Below are 16,613 nucleotides of genomic sequence, written 5' to 3' on the forward strand. Positions count from 1 at the left end.
CCACACGGTAGCTGCCTCGAATGAGGCGGTGCTTCACATTTGGTGAGCATACGCTTACATGGCTCATCCGGGATGGCACCGCGACTGGGCTTCGGGCTCGCGCCAGAGTTCAGCAGCAGTGCCAAGTCACTATGAAACAGGGGAATTTCGCGGACGGCGTTGCGCTTCGCCGCCCGGGGCTAAGCCGCCCATCGAGGGTCCAGGCTGCTACGGGGCGGTGCATGGAGAGCATCGGCGGGCCGTGATCATAGACGGACCATGTTGAGACAACTCTTTGCACCACAGCTCGTCATTCTCTACGTGCTGGTGGCCTCCACGCTCTACGTTCACTTCCGCGGCAAGCACCGCCTGCGGTTCGCCCGCCAGCTCGGCGATCACTCGACCTACCTCGCGCCCTACAATGTGCTGATGTATGCGGGCTCCGCGGTGCCCAACACGCCGGTGATTCCGGTCGAGCAGTTTCCCGAGCTCAAGAAGCTCTCCGACAATTGGGAGACGATCCGCGACGAGGCGACGCGCCTGTTCGACGAGGGCTTCATCCGCGCCGCGGCCAAGAACAACGACTGGGGCTTCTACTCGTTCTTCAAGAGCGGCTGGAAGCGGTTCTATCTGAAATGGTACGACGACTTCCTGCCGTCGGCGCGCACGCTGTGCCCGAAGACGGTGGAGCTGTTGAACTCGATCCCGAACGTGCACGGCGCGATGTTCGCGATGCTGCCGCCCGGCGGCAAGCTCGGGGCGCATCGTGACCCTTTCGCCGGCTCGCTGCGCTATCACCTTGGCTTGGTGACACCGAACTCGAACGCGTGCCGCATCCTGGTCGATGGCGTCGAATGCGTCTGGCGCGACGGCGAAGCCTTCATGTTCGACGAGACCTTCATCCACAGCGCCGAGAACAAGACCGACGTCAACCGCATCATCCTGTTCTGCGACGTCGAGCGCCCGATGAAGTATGGCTTCATGACACGGATCAATCGCTGGGTCAGCCACAACATCGTCAAGGCGTCGGCGACCCAGAACGTCGACGGCGAGCATGTCGGCACGCTGAACAGGGTGTTCGGCAAGCTCTACGAGATCCATCTCGTCAGCCGCAAGGTCAAGGAGTGGAACCGAAACGTGTACTACACGCTGAAATATTCCGTGACCGCGCTGATCCTCGGCCTGATCGTGGTGTCGGCGCTGCGGTGAAGGCAGCGGCCGCGCCGCGTTGAACGCAAAAGCCCCGGAGCGAACCGGGGCTTTTTGTCCGAGGCGTGAGTCGTGGGGCGCGACCGCATCAGTCGCGTTCGAAAACCTTGGCGCCAGGGTAGACGCGCCGGGCATAGGCGACCACCCACTCCCGGTCCTGGGTCTCCAGGAACGGCGTCCGGATCGTGCACGATCCGACGACGAGGTGCCACAGGCCGTTCAGCTTCTGAATGTTGACGATCATGTGAGTGTTCCTCGAACCCGCGTTCGTGTCGGCACTTGCTTTCCGTGATAGTGCTGCGCTTTTCGCCCCGGAGCAGTGATCCCGATCACGGATCTCGGAACACTATTTGCGCCCGCCCGTTGAAGTGGCCGCGAGTATAGAAATCGCCCGCCATCGCTCAACTGTACGAGCGTAAGTACAGGGCATCACAAGGAATCAGAGAGGCCATACCAAGGTATGTTGATGTCTGTCCGGAGGCGCAGCGGGAGCGCGTTGCCTCAGTCCGGACGAGCACTGATGGCCGCTTGGCCGAAACTCCGCCGGGCTGATGCACTCTTCCACGAGGTCCATCTCGCGAGCCGCGACGCCGGTGCCATTCAACTTTGCGCGGCGCGGTGCCTTCGCGCTCCGATCCGTTACACGGGCGTGATAGGGTCGCATCAGGCATTTCGCATCAAGGGACCTTGTCATGTCGGAGTCTACAGGAGCTTTCGCCACCACCGCGCTGAGCGGCTACGAGCTGTTGGCCGATCCGCAGTTGAACAAGGGCACGGCGTTCTCCGAGGCCGAGCGCGAGGCGTTCGACCTGCATGGCCTGCTGCCGCCCAATATCTTGACGCTGGACGAGCAGGTGTCGCGCCGCCTCGAGGCGTTGCGCGGCTACGAGACCCGACATCGAGCGCTATGCCTTTCTGCGCGAACTGCAGGACACCAACGAGACGCTGTTCTACGCGCTGCTGGTCGGCAATCTGGAAGAGCTGTTGCCGATCGTCTACACGCCGACGGTCGGCGAGGGCTGCCAGAAATTCAGCCGGCTGTTTCGCAAGCCGCGCGGGCTGTTCCTCAGCATTCCGCACCAGCACCGGATCGACCGCATTTTCGCCCATCCGCGCTTCGATCATGTCGAGGCGATCGTGGTGACCGACGGCGAGCGCATTCTCGGTCTCGGCGACCAGGGCGCCGGCGGCATGGGCATCCCGATCGGCAAGCTTTCGCTCTACACCGGCTGCGGCGGCCTGCATCCGGCAACGACCTTGCCGATCCTGCTCGACGTCGGCACCGACAATCCCGACTGCCTGGCCGACCCGCTCTATATCGGCTGGCGCAACGAGCGCGTCCGCGGTCAGGCCTATGACGACTTCATCGAGGCGTTCGTCTCGGCAGTGGTGAAGCGCTGGCCGCGCGTCCTGCTGCAATGGGAGGATTTTGCCAAGAACAACGCGACGCGCATGCTCGAGCGCTATCGCGACCGGCTCCTCACCTTCAACGACGACATTCAGGGCACCGCGGCGGTGGCGACCGGCGCCTTGCTTTCGGCCATCAACGTCACCGGCGTGCCGCTGACCGAGCAGCGCGTCGCGGTGTTCGGCGCGGGCTCCGCTGGCTGCGGCATCGCCAGCCTGATCCGCGCGGCGATGATCGATGCCGGCCTGTCCGAGAGCGAGGCGGCGAAGCGCTTCTTCATGGTCGACCGCGACGGACTGCTGCTCGAAGGCATGAGCGGGCTCGCCCCGTTCCAGTTGCCGTTTGTCCAGAGCAAGCAGGCGATCGCGGGCTGGCAGCTCAACCATCCCGACAAGATCGCGCTGCTCGACGTCGTGCGCAACGCGAGGCCGACCGTGCTGATCGGCGTCTCCGGCCAGGCCGGCGCGTTCTCCGAACCGATCGTCCGCGCGATGGCCGAGTGCAACAAGCGGCCGGTGATCTTCCCGCTGTCGAACCCGACCTCGCGCGAGGAAGCGACGCCTTCCGATATCGAAGCCTGGACCGAGGGGCGGGCACTGATCGGCGTCGGCAGTCCGTTCCCGCCGATCACGCGCGACGGCGCGCGCTTCAAGGTCGACCAGACCAACAACTCCTACATCTTCCCAGGCGTCGGCGTCGGTGCGCTCGCGGTCGGTGCCAGCCGGGTCAGCGACGGGATGTTCATGGCCGCCGCCAAGGCGCTGGCCAGCGTCTCGCCGGCCCGCAACAACCCGAAGCACAATCTGCTGCCGCCGGTCAGCGCGCTGCGCGATGTCTCGCTGACGGTGGCGCTGGCGGTCGCGCTGCAGGCGCACAAGGAAGGGCTCGCCAAGGATATTCCGATCGACCAGGTCGAGGCCCGTATCCAGGCCAAGGTCTGGACGCCGCGCTACGTGCCGTATCGGCGCAGCGATCGGGTCTAATCAGCACGACGCATCGGCGGGGCGACCCTTCTGCACCGCCATCAGGCAGGCGCTGGCCTCGGCCGTCGTTGCGGCCGACTAAAGTTCTAGGCTCTGCGTTCCATTCTGTTGGAACCTTCGCTGCCGCCATGTCGTTCGTACTCAAACGACCCAAACGGTCAAAATCCGTCCGGGGGCTTGTCCGAGGGAGATGCTCCCATGACGACACTTGGCCTCGACTCGACCCAACTCACGCCATCCGAGCATCAGCTCCAGCTGCGCCGCGCGGTGATCGCCTCCACGATCGGGACCGCGATCGAGTGGTATGACTTCTTCCTCTACAGCACCGTCACCGGGCTGGTTTTCGCAAAACTGTTCTTTCCGCATTCCGATCCCTGGGTCGGCACGCTGGAAGCCTTCGCCATCTACGCGGTCGGCTTCGTCGCGCGGCCGATCGGCGCCGCGATCTTCGGGCACTATGGCGACCGCATCGGCCGCAAGTCGACGCTGATCGCGACGCTGCTCCTGATGGGACTGGCGACGGCAGCGGTCGCATTGGTGCCGACCTATTCCAGCATCGGCATCTGGGGCGCCGTGATCCTCACCGTGCTGCGTTTCATCCAGGGTGTCGGCGTCGGCGGCGAATGGGGCGGCTCGGTGCTGATGTCAATGGAATGGGCGCGCAACGATCGCTCCCGCGGCCTGATCGCGTCATGGCCGCAATTCGGCGTGCCTTGCGGGCTGTTCCTCGCCAATCTTGCCGTGCTGGCCTTCAGCCAGATGTCGGGCGACCAGTTCCTGGCATGGGGCTGGCGCGTCCCGTTTGCGCTCAGCATCATTCTGGTCGGCGTCGGCCTCTACATCCGGCTCGGCATTCTCGAAACGCCGGTCTTCGCCAAGCTGGTGGCCGAGCGTCAGCTCGACCGCACGCCGATACTGACGGTGATCAGGGACCATCCGAAGGAGATCGTGCTGTCGGCCTTCGCGCGCATGTCCGAGCAGGCTCCGTTCTACATCTTCACCGCCTTCGTCTTCTCCTACGGCATTGGAACGCTGCACGTTTCGCGCGACTTCCTGTTGACCGCGGTGCTCGCGGCCTCGGTGCTGTCGTTCGTCTCGATCCCGCTGTGCGGGCATATCTCCGATCAGATCGGCCGCAAGAACATGTACATGATCGGCGCTGCCGTGACCGGCGTGTTCGGCTTCATCTATTTCGCGATGCTCAACACCGGATCGGCAACGATCGTCTTCCTCGCGATCTTCCTGTCGCTGATTCCGCACGACATGCAGTACGGCCCGCAGGCCGCCCTGATCGCCGAGAGCTTTACAAGCCGCCTGCGCTACAGTGGCGCCTCGCTCGGCTATCAGCTCGCTTCCGTGATCGCCGGCGGTCCGGCACCGCTGATCGCGACCTGGCTGTTCGGCACGTTCCACTCGGCGACCGCCATCGCGGCCTATATCGCGGTTTGCGCGGTCATCACGCTGGTCGCGACCGCGCTCATGACCGACTACACCGGCCGAGACATCAACGCGCCGGACGCGCATCAGCAGTGGGCTTGAGGAGCAAGGGAGCAATCGATGACGAAATGGCGAAAAGAATCGGCGCTCGATCTCTATAACCTCGTCGCAGCGATCTTCCTGCTCGCCGCGCCGTGGCTGTTTGCGCACGCCAACCCGACGGCGGCGATCGATCTGAGGATCAGCGGTGCCGCGATTGCGATCATGTCACTGGCGGCGATCGTCGCGTTCTCGATCTGGGAGGAATGGATCAATCTGTTGATCGGATGCTGGCTGATCGCCTCGCCCTGGCTGCTCGGCTTCACGCAAACCCGCGCGATGCATTTTGCCATCGCCGCGGGTGCGGTGGTCGCATTCATGGCGCTGCTCGAGCTGTGGCTCGAGTACGAAAAGACGCATCTTGGTCCGGCCGCAGCGCAGGACGCAGGAGAGCATTAGCTAGAAGCTAGCAGCCGCGGCAAATGCCCTTGATCTTGCGGTCGACGATCGCGTCCTCCTGATCGATGATCTGCTGTGATGCCGACGCCGCTGCCGGAATATCGGCGGCACGCGGCTGGCGATGACCGACGGGCGCCGACCATGGCCGCGTCGCGGTTTCATTTGAAGCAAATGCACTGGGCTGCCAGACCGTCGCCTGTGCGAAGCAAGAGGTAGCCATGGTCGCGGACAGAATTGCAGCCAGGCCAAGTTGTCTGCCAAGTCGTCGAAGATCGCTCATGAGAATCTCCATACCGTCATCGCCGCGTTCGTGCGCGGCCTTGACGAAATGGAGTGCCTCTCGCGTTCCCGTATTCCCCGGTCCGTCTGATGTGATCGGGCGCTCGCGGTTCGGTGATCACGCGTGATGAAATAATTTCCCGGCGTCCTCAGTCATGGGTCATAGGAGCCGAGCTTGGTCGGCTTCATCCACGTGCGGAGAAACCCGATGACCAAATTGACCTTCGTGACGCTTGCTCTGGTTGCGGCAGCTGCGTTCTCGGCTCAGGCCTCGGCCGCCAGCAACAATGCTGCGGTGCGGCGCGCCCATGCTTCGATGACGACGACAACGACGACACCGGTCAGCAGCAAGACGACCGATTGCGTGCGCGCGCCGAACGTCGGATCGTTCGCAACCGCGCCCTTCACCGAGCCGCCCTGCATGCCCGGCACGATGCGCTGACCACGCGCAGCGGAAAGCTCCGGACCCCTGGTCCGGGGTTTCCCGGGCGATGCGATGTCGCCGGGAAGTGGCCGTGGAATGGGCGTGACCCACCACAGCCAGGCCAGTGCAACCGTGCGAAGCGTGCGGCGTCGGAGCTGGCGCATGGTGCCCCGGCCCGAGTTCAAGGAGACGTCGCATGACACGCAATTCGCTTCTTGCCTTCGCTGCCGTTGTCGCGTTCGGCGTTACCGCGCTGAGCTCTGCGCATGCCGGCGGACTTCACATGGCGCCGCCGAAGAATGTGGGCGCGAAACTGCCCCCGGGCGGTTCGGGCGGCCCGCATCGCCAGCCGGTCGATCCGCCGCCCTCACTCGGAACTGGTTACAGCGGTGACAGTGCCGGTGGCAGCGGAGGCGGCGGATATCTCGGCGACCCCAACCATCCCGGCCACGAGCAATTCTGATCTCGACGACTGCGCTGCGCCTGCGGACGGCCGCTCGTTACGGCGACAGACGCCGGCATTGCTCACCACAGATGAAAACGGCCCCGAACCAGGTTCGGGGCCGCGGTCTGCTGGTGGATCGGATTCGGAGTCTATTCCGGCTTGCCGATCGATACCTTCAGCATGCCGACACCGTCGACGCCGCATTCGAGCTTGTCGCCCACCTGCAGCTGCGACACGCCGGCGGGCGTGCCGGTCATGATGATGTCGCCGGCGGCGAGCTTCACCTGCTGCGAGAGTTGCCAGATGATCTCAGGCACGTTCCAGATCAATTCGGTGAGGTCGCCCTTCTGCGCTTCCTTGCCGTTGACGGTGAGCCAGATCTTGCCGCTGGAGGGGTGGCCGATCTTCGAGGCCGGCTGGATCGCGGAGCAGGGCGCTGAATAGTCGAACGACTTGCCGATCTCCCAGGGCCGCTCCTTCTTGCGCGAGGCGATCTGCAGGTCGCGGCGGGTCAGGTCGATGCCAACGGCATAGCCGTAGACATGCTCGAGCGCCTTGTCGGCGGGAATGTTGAGCCCGCCGCTCTTCATCGCCACCACCAGCTCGACCTCGTGATGCAGGTCCTTGGTCAGCGGCGGATAGGGGATCGTCGCACCGTCGGGCACCAGCATGTCGGCATGCTTGCCGAAGAAGAACGGCGGTGCACGCTCGTCATTGCCCATCTCCCTGATATGCTCGAGGTAGTTGCGGCCGACGCACCAGATGCGGCGAACCGGATAGGTGCCGGATTCGCCGACGACGGGGAGCGAGGGCTGCGGGGGAAGCGGAATGACGGTGGAGGCGGCGTTCATGTGGGTCTCGCTGCTCTTGGGGTGGATTTGATCGGTCTAGCCGGTGGCGCTGATCGGCGCCAATGCCAGCGGCGACGGGTCGTGGTGATGCTGCAGGCGGAAGAACGAGGCGTAGCGGCCGCTGCGGCGCAGCAGCTCGTCGTGCCGCCCGCGTTCGACGATCTCGCCGCCCTCGACCACCAGGATCGCGTCTGCATGCATGATGGTGTGCAGGCGGTGCGCGATCACGATCGTGGTGCGGCCCTGGCAGAGATGCTCGATCGCCTCCTGCACCTGCTTCTCGGACTCCGAGTCGAGCGCGGCGGTGGCCTCGTCGAGCAGGATGACCGGCGCGTTCTTGACCAGCGCGCGGGCGACCGCGATGCGCTGGCGTTGTCCGCCGGACAGTTGCGTGCCGTGCTCGCCGACCGGCGTGTCGTAGCCGAGCGGGAAGCTCATGATGAAGTCGTGCGCGCAAGCGGCCTTGGCGGCGTCGACGATCTCGGCCTCGGTGGCGCCCGGCTTGCCGAAGGCGATGTTGGCGCGGATGGTGTCGCGGAACAGATAGACGTCCTGGCCGACATAGGCGGTCTGCCGGCGCAGCGACTTGCGCGAGACTGACAGGATCGACTGTCCGTCGATCAGGATGTCGCCCTCGCGCGTCTCGTAGAAGCGCAGCAGCAGGGCGAGCACCGTCGATTTGCCGCCGCCGGAGGGGCCGACCAGCGCGGTGACCTTGCCGGGCTCGGCCATGAAGCTCAAGCGGTTCAGCACCGGCTCACCGGGGCGATATGCGAAGCTGACGTCGCGCAGTTCGATCCGCGCATCGGAGAGTTTGAGCGCCGGCTTGTCGTCGTCGGCCTGCTCGCTCGCGGGGCTGTCGACGACCTCGAGCAGCATCCGCGCGCCGACCAGCTGGCTGTTGAGATCGATGTTGAGCCGCGCCAGGCGCTTGGCCGGCTCGGTCGCCATCAGGAAGGCGGTCAGGAACGTGAAAAACTGGCCCGGCGTGGAACCGAGCGCCACCACGCTGTAGCCGCCATACATCAGGCAGCCGGCGACCGCGAAGCCGCCGAGCATCTCCATCAGCGGGTTGGAGCGGTTGGCGACATGCGCCATCTTGTTGGCATTGCGCTCGACGATCGCGATGTTCTCGTCGATCCGCTGCTGCATGGTGTCTTCCAGCGTGAACGCCTTCACGGTGCGGATGCCCTGCAGCGATTCCTGCATCGTCTCCATGATGTCGGCGGTGCCGGTGAACTGGTTGTAGGCGAGGCCCTTGATCCGCTTCACCAGCTTGCGCAGCACCAGCATCGCCGGCGGCACCGCCACGAGCCCGATGAACGACATCAGGGGATCCTGCCAGACCATGACGGCGACCATGCTGATCAGCATCAGGAGGTCGCGGCCGATCGCATTGACCAGCATGTTGAGCACGTCGGTGATCGACTTGGCGCCGGCGGTGAGCCGCGCCAGGAATTCCGAGGAGTGCCGTTGCGAGAAGAAGCCGATGCTTTCGCTCATCAGCTTGGCGAACAATTGCCGCTGGTTCCGCGCCAGGATGGCGTTGCTGATCTTCGACAGGATCATCACCATGTGGCCGTAGGTCGCCACGCCCTTGATGAACAGCAGCACCACCGTGACCCCGGCAAACATCGCGATGCCGGGGATGTTCTTGTCGACATAGGCCTGGTTGATCACCTGACCGAGGACGTAAGTGGCGCCGGCCGTCGAGCCGGCCGCAACGGCCATCAGGGCGAACGCCGTCAGGTAGCGCCGCCAGTAGGTGATCCCCTGTTCCGTGACCAGGCGGCGAATCAGGATCGCCGCGCCATAGGGATCGTCGGTAATTTTCTTTGGAAACTGAGCCATCCGCGTTCCATTGACGGCGGGCAGCGCCGGCCGTCAGGGTTGCGGACCTCCTTGCCCGCTTGGCGGGTCTTTTTCAAGTACAATAACAGCTTGATAACGGCTTGAGTTTTAGGCCGATTCTGCCTGTCGCGCGGCGCCCCCGCGCTCCCGGAACAACTTCTCCTCCCAGGCCAGCGCGTGGCTCGCGATGGTCTCGAGATCGTCGTAGCGCGGGGTCCAGTCGAGCAGCGAGCGGATCCGGGTCGTATCGGCCACCATGGTCACGATGTCGCCGGGCCGGCGCGCGGCATAGGCGACCGCGAAATTGCGCATCGAGACCCGGCGCACCGCCTCGATGGTCTCGAGCACGGAATAGCCGCGGCCGTAACCGCAGTTCATCGTCACCGATTGCCCGCCGGCGCGCAGATAGGACAGCGCCGAGCGATGCGCCTCGACGAGGTCGCTGACATGGATGAAGTCGCGCACGCAGCTGCCGTCCGGGGTCGGATAGTCGGTGCCGAACACGTCGATCTTGGCGCGCTGGCCGGTCGCGGCCTCGACCGCGATCTTGAGCAGATGGGTGGCGCCGATGGTGGCAAGACCGGCGCGGCCCTTCGGGTCGGCGCCGGCGACATTGAAGTAGCGCAGCACGACGTAGCTCATGCCATGGGCGGAGGCGACATCGTGCAGCATGATCTCGGTCATCAGCTTCGACGAGCCGTAGGGCGACAGCGGACGTGTCGGCGCGATCTCCGGCACCGGCACCTGGTCCGGATTGCCGTAGACGGCCGCGGTCGAGGAGAAGATGAAGCGGCCGACGCCGCCCTTCACCGCCGCGTTGAGCAGGCTGCGCGTCGTCATGGTGTTGTTGCGGTAGTAGCCGAGCGGATCGCGCATCGAGTCCGGCACCACGACAGAACCTGCGAAATGGATGATGCTGTCGATGCCGTGCTGTGCGATCACGCCCTCGACGAGGTTCTCGTCGCCGGCGTCACCGATGAACAGCGGAACACCTTCGGGCAGGAACGCGGAGAAGCCGGTGGAAAGATTGTCGACGACGACGACGCTCTCGCCGGCATCGACCAGCGCATGAACCATGTGACTTCCGATATAGCCGGCACCGCCGGTCACAAGCACGGTCATGGATAGAGCTCTCCCGATATCTTTGACCGGCGATGCTAGCGGGAGTGCGGTGAAGAGGGGGTTTCGCGGCGGCCGAACTGGCCACTATGCTTAATGTTGCGTATAGGAACTGGCACGAAACGGAGACTTGCGTGCCGATCGAGAACACACCTGCCGGCGAGCTCGTGCTCATCGTGCCCAATCTGCACCGACGCTATTCGGGTGTCACCGCGACCAACCGCATGGTCGCGCCGAAGCTTGCCAAGATGTTTCGCGCAGGCTGGCTCGGCTCGCATCGGCCGGACGGCATCGACGCGATGGGATTTGTCGATCTGATGCGGCTGTGGCGGCGCGCCAGGCCTGTGATCTGGCACGCGCGGCGCAATGACGAGATGATTGCCGGGCTTTTGCTGCGCGCGCTCGGCTGGCCGCTGAAGCTGCTGTTCACGTCTGCCGCGCAGCGTCATCACACCTGGCTGACGCGCTGGCTGATCCGCAACATGGATGCGATCATCGCCACCAGCCCGCTGTCGGCCTCCTATCTGAAGCGCGACGCCACTGTGGTGATGCATGGCGTCGACGCCGAGCGTTATGCGCCGCCGGCCGATCGCGCGAGCGCCTTCGCGGAAAGCGGATTGCCGGGGCGCTATGCGATCGGCTGCTTCGGGCGCGTGCGCGGGCAGAAGGGCAGTGACGTGTTCGTCGAGGCGATGTGCAGGCTGCTGCCGCGCTATCCCGACTTCACCGCCGTCATCGTCGGCGCGGTGGTGCCGGAGCAACTGGCCTTTGCCAATGAGCTGAAGCGGAAGATCGAGGCCGCCGGCCTGCAATCGCGCATCATCATCACCGGAGAGCTACCGATCGAGGATGTCGTGCGCTGGTACCAGCGGCTGACGATCTACGCCTTCACCTCGCGCAATGAAGGTTTTGGCCTGACCTTGATCGAGGCGATGTCGGCAGGCGCGGCGCTGGTGGCCGCGCGCGCGGGCGCCGCCGAGTTCGTGGTCGAGGACGGCACGACCGGCGTGCTGACGCCGCCCGGCGATGTCGACGCGCTGGTGGCGGCACTCGAGCCCCTGATGCGCGATCCGGCATCGGCCGCTTCGATGGGGGCGCGGGCGCGCCAACGAGTTGTGGATAAGTTCAGCCTCGATGCGGAGGCGAACGCGATCGCTAAGGTCTATCGCGCGCTGATCTGAGCCAGCACGCGCTCGGCGATCCCGACGATGTCTTCGGGGGCGATGTCGCGCATGCAGCGATGGTCGTTCATGGTGCAGACCGTGCGCTGGCACGGCTGGCACGGCAGCTTGCTTTTGGTCTGTCGCACCGTGGCGGCGAGGCCGTTGAGGGGCGCCCAGAGATAGGGATCGGTCGGGCCGAAGATGCCCATGGTCGGGGTGCCGATCGCGGCTGCGATGTGCATCAGCCCGGAGTCGTTGGTCACAGCGATGCTGGCCGCGGCCATGGCCAGCACGCCGTTGCGCAGATCGGTGCCGGTGAGATCGCGGACCCGCGGACCGCCGACGGCCGCGATCTCCTGCGCCAGCGCCTTCTCGCCGGGGCCGCCGACCACCCAAACGTCGAAGCCGTGTTCGGCGAACAGCCGGGCGGCTTCAGGATAATAGGTCCAGCGTTTCGAGACCCCGACCGAGCCGGGTCCGAGTGCGATCGCCGGATCGGCGCCGAGGCCGTTGGCCTGCCGCCATCGGCCGACCTCGTCAGTGGGAACCCGCAGCTGCGGCACCGGCCATTCGGGCGGCCGAGGGGTGTCATCGGGCAACGCCAGGATGGCGTTCTTGTCGATGAAGCGCGGCTGCTTCTTCTCGCCCCATCGCATGGCGTTGATCAGGCCGAACCGCGCCTCACCAAAGAAGCCGACCCGCTCCGGGATGCCCGCCAGGGCCGGCGCAATGGCGGCCTTCCAGGTGCGCGGCAGCACCAGCGCGGTGGCGTAGTCCCGCTTCCGAAATTCGGCCGCCAGCGCCCGCTGCCGGGCCAGTGCCAGCCGGCTGCGCGGCAGGTCGAACACGACGGCATCACGGACCCCGGGCATATAATCCACCAAAGGGGCGCAAAGCCGGCTGGTCAGGAGGTCGACCGGCCGGTTGGGCCAGCGCTTGCGGAGCACCCTGACCACGGTGTGGCCGCGCACGAAATCGCCGATCCAAACATAGGGCACGACGAGGATCGGTCTGGTATCCTCGGTGTCCTGGGTTTCGATGTCCGATATTGAATCAATATTCATTTCTAAACAGGCCAAAGCCGGATCGGCGCGGCCAAGTCGGTAACCGGTTCGCGAAGTGAGGTAAAGCCATCGTTGCCTGTGGCGCGGGAGTGGGGCAAAGCTGGCGGCTGCAAAGGAATCTGGCGGGATTTCATCATGTTTCTGGTAACCGGGGGCGCCGGTTTTATCGGATCGAACGTCGTGGCCGCGTTGAATGACGCCGGGCGCAGCGACGTGGCGGTCTGCGACATTCTTGGGGACGACGGCAAGTGGCGGAACCTGGCCAAGCGCCAGATCGCCGATTTCGTGCCGCCGGCCGAGTTGATGGCTTGGCTGCAGGGCCGGCGGCTGGATGCCGTCCTCCATCTCGGCGCCATCTCGGCGACCACCGCGACCGACGGCGATCTGGTGATCGAGACCAATTTTCGTCTCTCGATGCGGCTGCTCGACTGGTGCACCGCGACGGGAACCCCGCTGATCTATGCCTCGTCGGCGGCCACCTATGGCGACGGCGACCAGGGCTTCGACGATGACGGTTCGGTGGAGGCGTTGAAGCGTCTGCGGCCGATGAACCTGTATGGCTGGAGCAAGAACCTGTTCGACCTCGCCGTCGCCGAGCGTGCTGCGAAAGGCGAACTTCTGCCGCCGCAATGGGCGGGGCTGAAATTCTTCAACGTGTTCGGCCCGAATGAATATCACAAGGGCACGATGATGAGCGTGCTGGCGCGCCGCTTCGACGACATCAAAGCGGGCCGCGTCGTGCAGCTGTTCAAGTCGCATCGCGAGGGCATCGCCGATGGCGATCAGCGCCGCGACTTCATCTATGTCGACGACGTCGTGCGGGTGATGATGTGGCTGGTCGCAACGCCGCGGGTCTCCGGCCTGTTCAATGTCGGCACTGGCAAGGCGCGCAGCTTCAAGGACCTGATCGTCTCGGCCTACGGCGCGCTCGGCCTGCAGCCGAACATCCAGTATGTCGACATGCCCGAGCAGATTCGCGGCAGTTACCAATATTTCACCCAGAGCGTCGTCGATCGTCTCGGGCACGCCGGATACAATGGCGGTTTTACGCAGTTGGAAGACGCGGTCGGGGCCTATGTGAACGGCTTTCTCGATCGCGCGGATCGCTATCGCTAGAGCGGATGACGGTGACTGATGTTCGATTTTGAAGCGATCTCGCGTGCAATGTCCGGCCAGACCGTGCTCTGCGTCGGCGACTTGATGCTCGACGAGTTCGTCTATGGCGAGGTGTCGCGGATCTCGCCGGAGGCGCCGGCGCCGGTGATCGCGGTCAGGCGCAGCGAGATCAACATCGGCGGCGCCGGCAACGTCGCGCGCAATATCGCCGCGCTCGGCGGCCGCTGCATCTTCGTCGGCCTGATCGGTGAGGATGCCGCCGCAACGGCGCTGACCGAAGCGCTGGCGAAAGAGGCGGGGATTGAGACCGTGCTGGTGCGCGACGCCGCGCGTCCGACCACGCGCAAGGTGCGCTTCGTCTCCGAACAATTCTCGACCCACATGCTGCGCTCCGATTGGGAGCTGGCCGCGCCGGCCGCGCCCGCGATCGAGCAGCAGCTGATCGATGCGATCCTGCCGCGCCTTGCGCGCGCCGACATCGTGCTGCTGTCCGATTACGCTAAGGGCGTGCTGACCGCGCGCGTGATCCGCAACGTGATCGACGCCGCGCGCCAGGCGGGCAAGCGCGTGATCGTCGATCCGAAGAGCGCCAACCTCGCGATCTATCGCGGCGCGACCGTGTTGACGCCGAACCGGAAGGAATTCGCCGAGGCGACCCGCAGCCGCGCCGACAGCCAGGACAGCATCGCGCAGGCCGCGCCCGATGCGATGGTTCTTGCCGATTGCGAGGCGATGCTGGTGACACAGGGCGAGCGCGGCATGACGCTGGTGACGCGGGACGGCGGTTCGATCCATGTGCCGGCATTGCCGGTCAAGGTGCGCGATGTCTCCGGGGCCGGCGATACCGTCGCTGCGGCGCTGGCGCTGGCGCTGGCTGCTGGTGCCGACTGGGACGGCGCGCTGCGGATCGCGAGCGCTGCCGCCGCGGTTGCGGTCGGCAAGACCGGTACCGCGATCGTCAGGTCCGCCGAGTTGCGGCGAAGGATCCTGCCGCACGCCTCGCTGGCGGCCGAGGAGAAGATCATCCCGGCCGGCGGCGATATCGATGCGCACCTTGCGGATTGGCGCCGGCAGGATCTGCGGATCGGCTTCACCAATGGCTGCTTCGACATCCTGCATCCTGGTCACGTCAAGGTGCTGACCGCCGCGCGCGGCGCCTGTGACCGCCTGATCGTCGGCTTGAACAGCGATGCCTCGGTGAAGCGGCTGAAGGGCGAGGGCCGTCCGGTACAGAATGAGCGCGCCCGCGCCGAGGTGCTGGCGGCGCTGGAAGCCGTCGACCTCGTCGCAATCTTCGAGGAGGACACGCCGATCAACCTGATCACGAAGGTGCGGCCGAGCGTGCTGGTGAAGGGCGGCGACTATACCCGCGAGCAGGTGGTCGGCCACGAGATCGTCGAGGCCGCCGGCGGCGAAGTGGTGCTGGTCGAGGTCCTGCCCGGCCACAGCACGACGTCGCTGGTTGCACGCGCCCGCGAGGGCAAGGCGTGAGCGCGAGCATGGCATCGTCGGCACCCGCCGCGGCGTGCCCGGCCTGGCGCGATCCGGCGCGCTGGCAGACCACGACCGATGTGGTCGCGGTGCTGATCGCGCTGTCGCTGCCGTGGTCGACCTCGCTGGTCGGCATCTTCGGCGTGGTACTGCTGATCGCGATTGCGCCGACCGTCGACCTGAGGGCGTTCTGGGCGCTGCTGAAGCGGCCGATCTGCGTAGCGCCGATCGCGCTGTTCTGCCTCGCGCTCGCCGGCACGCTGTGGTCGGACGCCGCCTGGGGAGCGAGGTTGTACGCGGTCGGGCCGACCGCAAAGCTCCTGGTGCTTCCAGTCCTGCTCTATCATTTTCAGCGCTCGACCCGCGGGACCTGGGTGTTAGTGGCTTTCCTCGTCTCCTGCACGCTCTTGATGCTGATGTCCTGGCTGGTGCTTGCCTATCCCCACCTCGCGCTGAGGGCGCCCGCCCCCAGCGAGCAGGGCGTCTTCGTCAAGAACTATATCGACCAGAGCCAGGAATTCACCTTGTGCGCGGTCGCGCTGGCCTATCCGATCGTCATGCTGCTGCGGGCAAAGCGTATCCTGCCGGCCGTGCTGCTAGTCGCGATTGCGCTCAGCCTGTTCGCCAACATGGCGCTGGTGGTGGTGTCGCGGACCGCGCTGGTGACCGTTCCGATCATGTTCGCGGTATTTGCGCTGCTCCATTTGCGCTGGCACAGCATCGTCCTGATTATTTGCGCGGTCGCCGCGCTGTCCGTGGTGGCGTGGTACTCGTCGCCGCAATTGCGCTGGACGGCCGAGTCGTTCCAGCGCGACTACAAGCTCTACAAGGAGCGCAACGAGCCGACGTCGCTCGGCTTGCGGCTCGAATTCTGGCGAAAGTCGCTCGGCTTCTTTGCCGAGGCGCCGCTCGTCGGCCATGGCACCGGAGCGACGCGGGGCCTGTTCGAGCGCGTCGCCAGGGGCGGCGTGACCCAGGCCTCCGGCGAGGTGATCGGAAATCCTCACAATCAAACGTTGAACGTCGCTGTGCAGTGGGGCATTCTGGGCGTTGCAATACTGTATGCCATGTGGCTGCTACACCTCTTGCTGTTCCGCGGCGACGGCCTTGTCAACTGGATTGGACTTCTCGTCGTGGTGCAGAATATTTCTAGTTCACTATTTAATTCACACATCTTCGACTTTCACGAAGGCTGGATGTATGTACTGGGCGCCGGCGTTGCGGGCGGCATGGCGTTGAAGGGGCGGTCGCGGACCGATATGGAACCTGAACCTTCCTTCCGTTCATGATCGCTGG

General features: G+C 65.2%; 16 protein-coding genes. 9 read left to right on the forward strand and 7 right to left on the reverse strand.

Annotated elements, in window-relative coordinates:
- Positions 1-258: 258 nt before the first annotated feature.
- Entirely contained in the window at positions 259-1,188 is a 930-nt protein-coding gene (locus ACVWW1_RS03160; protein ID WP_456654823.1) for an aspartyl/asparaginyl beta-hydroxylase domain-containing protein, read from the forward strand.
- 88 nt (positions 1,189-1,276) lie between these two features.
- Here ACVWW1_RS03160 and ACVWW1_RS03165 read toward each other — a convergent pair whose 3' ends face one another.
- Positions 1,277-1,432, reverse strand: coding sequence for a hypothetical protein (locus tag ACVWW1_RS03165; RefSeq protein ID WP_173637640.1), 156 nt, complete (start codon positions 1,430-1,432; stop codon positions 1,277-1,279).
- A 680-nt stretch (positions 1,433-2,112) separates the two neighbouring features.
- On the opposite strand from ACVWW1_RS03165, the gene ACVWW1_RS03170 reads away from it, so the two are divergent.
- The 3 genes from ACVWW1_RS03170 to ACVWW1_RS03180 all read left to right on the forward strand — a co-directional run bounded on the left by ACVWW1_RS03170 (position 2,113) and on the right by ACVWW1_RS03180 (position 5,514).
- Positions 2,113-3,579: an NAD-dependent malic enzyme gene (locus ACVWW1_RS03170; protein ID WP_456656609.1), complete on the forward strand. Its 1,467-nt coding sequence runs from the start codon at positions 2,113-2,115 to the stop codon at positions 3,577-3,579.
- A 198-nt stretch (positions 3,580-3,777) separates the two neighbouring features.
- Positions 3,778-5,118, forward strand: a complete 1,341-nt coding sequence (locus tag ACVWW1_RS03175; protein ID WP_456654824.1) for an MFS transporter — start codon at positions 3,778-3,780, stop codon at positions 5,116-5,118.
- An 18-nt stretch (positions 5,119-5,136) separates the two neighbouring features.
- Positions 5,137-5,514 (forward strand): SPW repeat protein, encoded by a 378-nt coding sequence (locus ACVWW1_RS03180; RefSeq protein WP_456654825.1) that lies wholly within the window; start codon positions 5,137-5,139, stop codon positions 5,512-5,514.
- A gap of 7 nt (positions 5,515-5,521) precedes the next feature.
- Here ACVWW1_RS03180 and ACVWW1_RS03185 read toward each other — a convergent pair whose 3' ends face one another.
- Both ACVWW1_RS03185 and ACVWW1_RS03190 read right to left on the reverse strand, forming a co-directional pair.
- Positions 5,522-5,794: a hypothetical protein gene (locus ACVWW1_RS03185; RefSeq protein WP_456654826.1), complete on the reverse strand. Its 273-nt coding sequence runs from the start codon at positions 5,792-5,794 to the stop codon at positions 5,522-5,524.
- Positions 5,795-6,057: 263 nt separating this feature from the next.
- Positions 6,058-6,381: a hypothetical protein gene (locus ACVWW1_RS03190; protein WP_456654827.1), complete on the reverse strand. Its 324-nt coding sequence runs from the start codon at positions 6,379-6,381 to the stop codon at positions 6,058-6,060.
- Between the two features lie 32 nt (positions 6,382-6,413).
- On the opposite strand from ACVWW1_RS03190, the gene ACVWW1_RS03195 reads away from it, so the two are divergent.
- On the forward strand, positions 6,414-6,680 hold the full coding sequence (locus ACVWW1_RS03195) for a hypothetical protein (protein ID WP_456654828.1): 267 nt from the start codon (positions 6,414-6,416) through the stop codon (positions 6,678-6,680).
- A 131-nt stretch (positions 6,681-6,811) separates the two neighbouring features.
- On the opposite strand, the gene ACVWW1_RS03200 is transcribed toward ACVWW1_RS03195, so the two are convergent.
- The 3 genes from ACVWW1_RS03200 to galE form a co-directional block, all read right to left on the reverse strand.
- Positions 6,812-7,513: a fumarylacetoacetate hydrolase family protein gene (locus ACVWW1_RS03200; RefSeq protein ID WP_456654829.1), complete on the reverse strand. Its 702-nt coding sequence runs from the start codon at positions 7,511-7,513 to the stop codon at positions 6,812-6,814.
- Positions 7,514-7,549: 36 nt separating this feature from the next.
- Positions 7,550-9,364: an ABC transporter ATP-binding protein gene (locus tag ACVWW1_RS03205; protein WP_456654830.1), complete on the reverse strand. Its 1,815-nt coding sequence runs from the start codon at positions 9,362-9,364 to the stop codon at positions 7,550-7,552.
- Positions 9,365-9,472: 108 nt separating this feature from the next.
- On the reverse strand, positions 9,473-10,486 hold the full coding sequence (galE, locus tag ACVWW1_RS03210; RefSeq protein ID WP_456654831.1) for a UDP-glucose 4-epimerase GalE: 1,014 nt from the start codon (positions 10,484-10,486) through the stop codon (positions 9,473-9,475).
- 137 nt (positions 10,487-10,623) lie between these two features.
- On the opposite strand from galE, the gene ACVWW1_RS03215 reads away from it, so the two are divergent.
- Complete coding sequence (locus ACVWW1_RS03215) at positions 10,624-11,664, forward strand: glycosyltransferase family 4 protein (protein WP_456656610.1); 1,041 nt, start codon at positions 10,624-10,626, stop codon at positions 11,662-11,664.
- On the opposite strand, the gene waaF is transcribed toward ACVWW1_RS03215, so the two are convergent.
- Positions 11,646-12,710: a lipopolysaccharide heptosyltransferase II gene (waaF, locus tag ACVWW1_RS03220; RefSeq protein ID WP_456654832.1), complete on the reverse strand. Its 1,065-nt coding sequence runs from the start codon at positions 12,708-12,710 to the stop codon at positions 11,646-11,648. The genes ACVWW1_RS03215 and waaF overlap by 19 nt on opposite strands.
- Positions 12,711-12,845: 135 nt before the next feature.
- Here waaF and rfaD point away from each other — a divergent pair, with 135 nt between their 5' ends.
- Genes rfaD through ACVWW1_RS03235 form a run of 3 tightly spaced genes read left to right on the forward strand, consistent with a single transcriptional unit; the run spans position 12,846 to position 16,606 of the window.
- Positions 12,846-13,826, forward strand: a complete 981-nt coding sequence (gene rfaD, locus ACVWW1_RS03225; RefSeq protein WP_456654833.1) for an ADP-glyceromanno-heptose 6-epimerase — start codon at positions 12,846-12,848, stop codon at positions 13,824-13,826.
- 18 nt (positions 13,827-13,844) lie between these two features.
- A complete protein-coding gene (rfaE1, locus tag ACVWW1_RS03230; RefSeq protein WP_456654834.1) occupies positions 13,845-15,317 on the forward strand; it encodes a D-glycero-beta-D-manno-heptose-7-phosphate kinase in 1,473 nt (490 codons plus the stop codon).
- Positions 15,318-15,325: 8 nt separating this feature from the next.
- The gene (locus ACVWW1_RS03235) at positions 15,326-16,606 is read left to right on the forward strand and encodes an O-antigen ligase family protein (RefSeq protein WP_456654835.1); all 1,281 of its coding nucleotides are present in this window, start codon (positions 15,326-15,328) and stop codon (positions 16,604-16,606) included.
- The last annotated feature ends 7 nt before the right edge of the window (positions 16,607-16,613 follow it).

It is taken from the genome of Bradyrhizobium sp. JR3.5 (assembly GCF_054057015.1).

Excerpts from the sequence above, each read along its gene's own strand:
- rfaE1 (WP_456654834.1), top strand. The coding sequence starts at position 13,845 with ATGTTCGATTTTGAAGCGATCTCGCGTGCAATGTCCGGCCAGACCGTG.
- ACVWW1_RS03205 (WP_456654830.1), bottom strand. The coding sequence starts at position 9,364 with ATGGCTCAGTTTCCAAAGAAAATTACCGACGATCCCTATGGCGCGGCG.
- ACVWW1_RS03195 (WP_456654828.1), top strand. The coding sequence starts at position 6,414 with ATGACACGCAATTCGCTTCTTGCCTTCGCTGCCGTTGTCGCGTTCGGC.
- ACVWW1_RS03200 (WP_456654829.1), bottom strand. The coding sequence starts at position 7,513 with ATGAACGCCGCCTCCACCGTCATTCCGCTTCCCCCGCAGCCCTCGCTC.
- ACVWW1_RS03165 (WP_173637640.1), bottom strand. The coding sequence starts at position 1,432 with ATGATCGTCAACATTCAGAAGCTGAACGGCCTGTGGCACCTCGTCGTC.
- ACVWW1_RS03180 (WP_456654825.1), top strand. The coding sequence starts at position 5,137 with ATGACGAAATGGCGAAAAGAATCGGCGCTCGATCTCTATAACCTCGTC.
- waaF (WP_456654832.1), bottom strand. The coding sequence starts at position 12,710 with ATGAATATTGATTCAATATCGGACATCGAAACCCAGGACACCGAGGAT.
- ACVWW1_RS03190 (WP_456654827.1), bottom strand. The coding sequence starts at position 6,381 with ATGCGCCAGCTCCGACGCCGCACGCTTCGCACGGTTGCACTGGCCTGG.
- ACVWW1_RS03160 (WP_456654823.1), top strand. The coding sequence starts at position 259 with ATGTTGAGACAACTCTTTGCACCACAGCTCGTCATTCTCTACGTGCTG.
- ACVWW1_RS03235 (WP_456654835.1), top strand. The coding sequence starts at position 15,326 with ATGGCATCGTCGGCACCCGCCGCGGCGTGCCCGGCCTGGCGCGATCCG.
- rfaD (WP_456654833.1), top strand. The coding sequence starts at position 12,846 with ATGTTTCTGGTAACCGGGGGCGCCGGTTTTATCGGATCGAACGTCGTG.
- ACVWW1_RS03185 (WP_456654826.1), bottom strand. The coding sequence starts at position 5,794 with ATGAGCGATCTTCGACGACTTGGCAGACAACTTGGCCTGGCTGCAATT.
- galE (WP_456654831.1), bottom strand. The coding sequence starts at position 10,486 with ATGACCGTGCTTGTGACCGGCGGTGCCGGCTATATCGGAAGTCACATG.
- ACVWW1_RS03175 (WP_456654824.1), top strand. The coding sequence starts at position 3,778 with ATGACGACACTTGGCCTCGACTCGACCCAACTCACGCCATCCGAGCAT.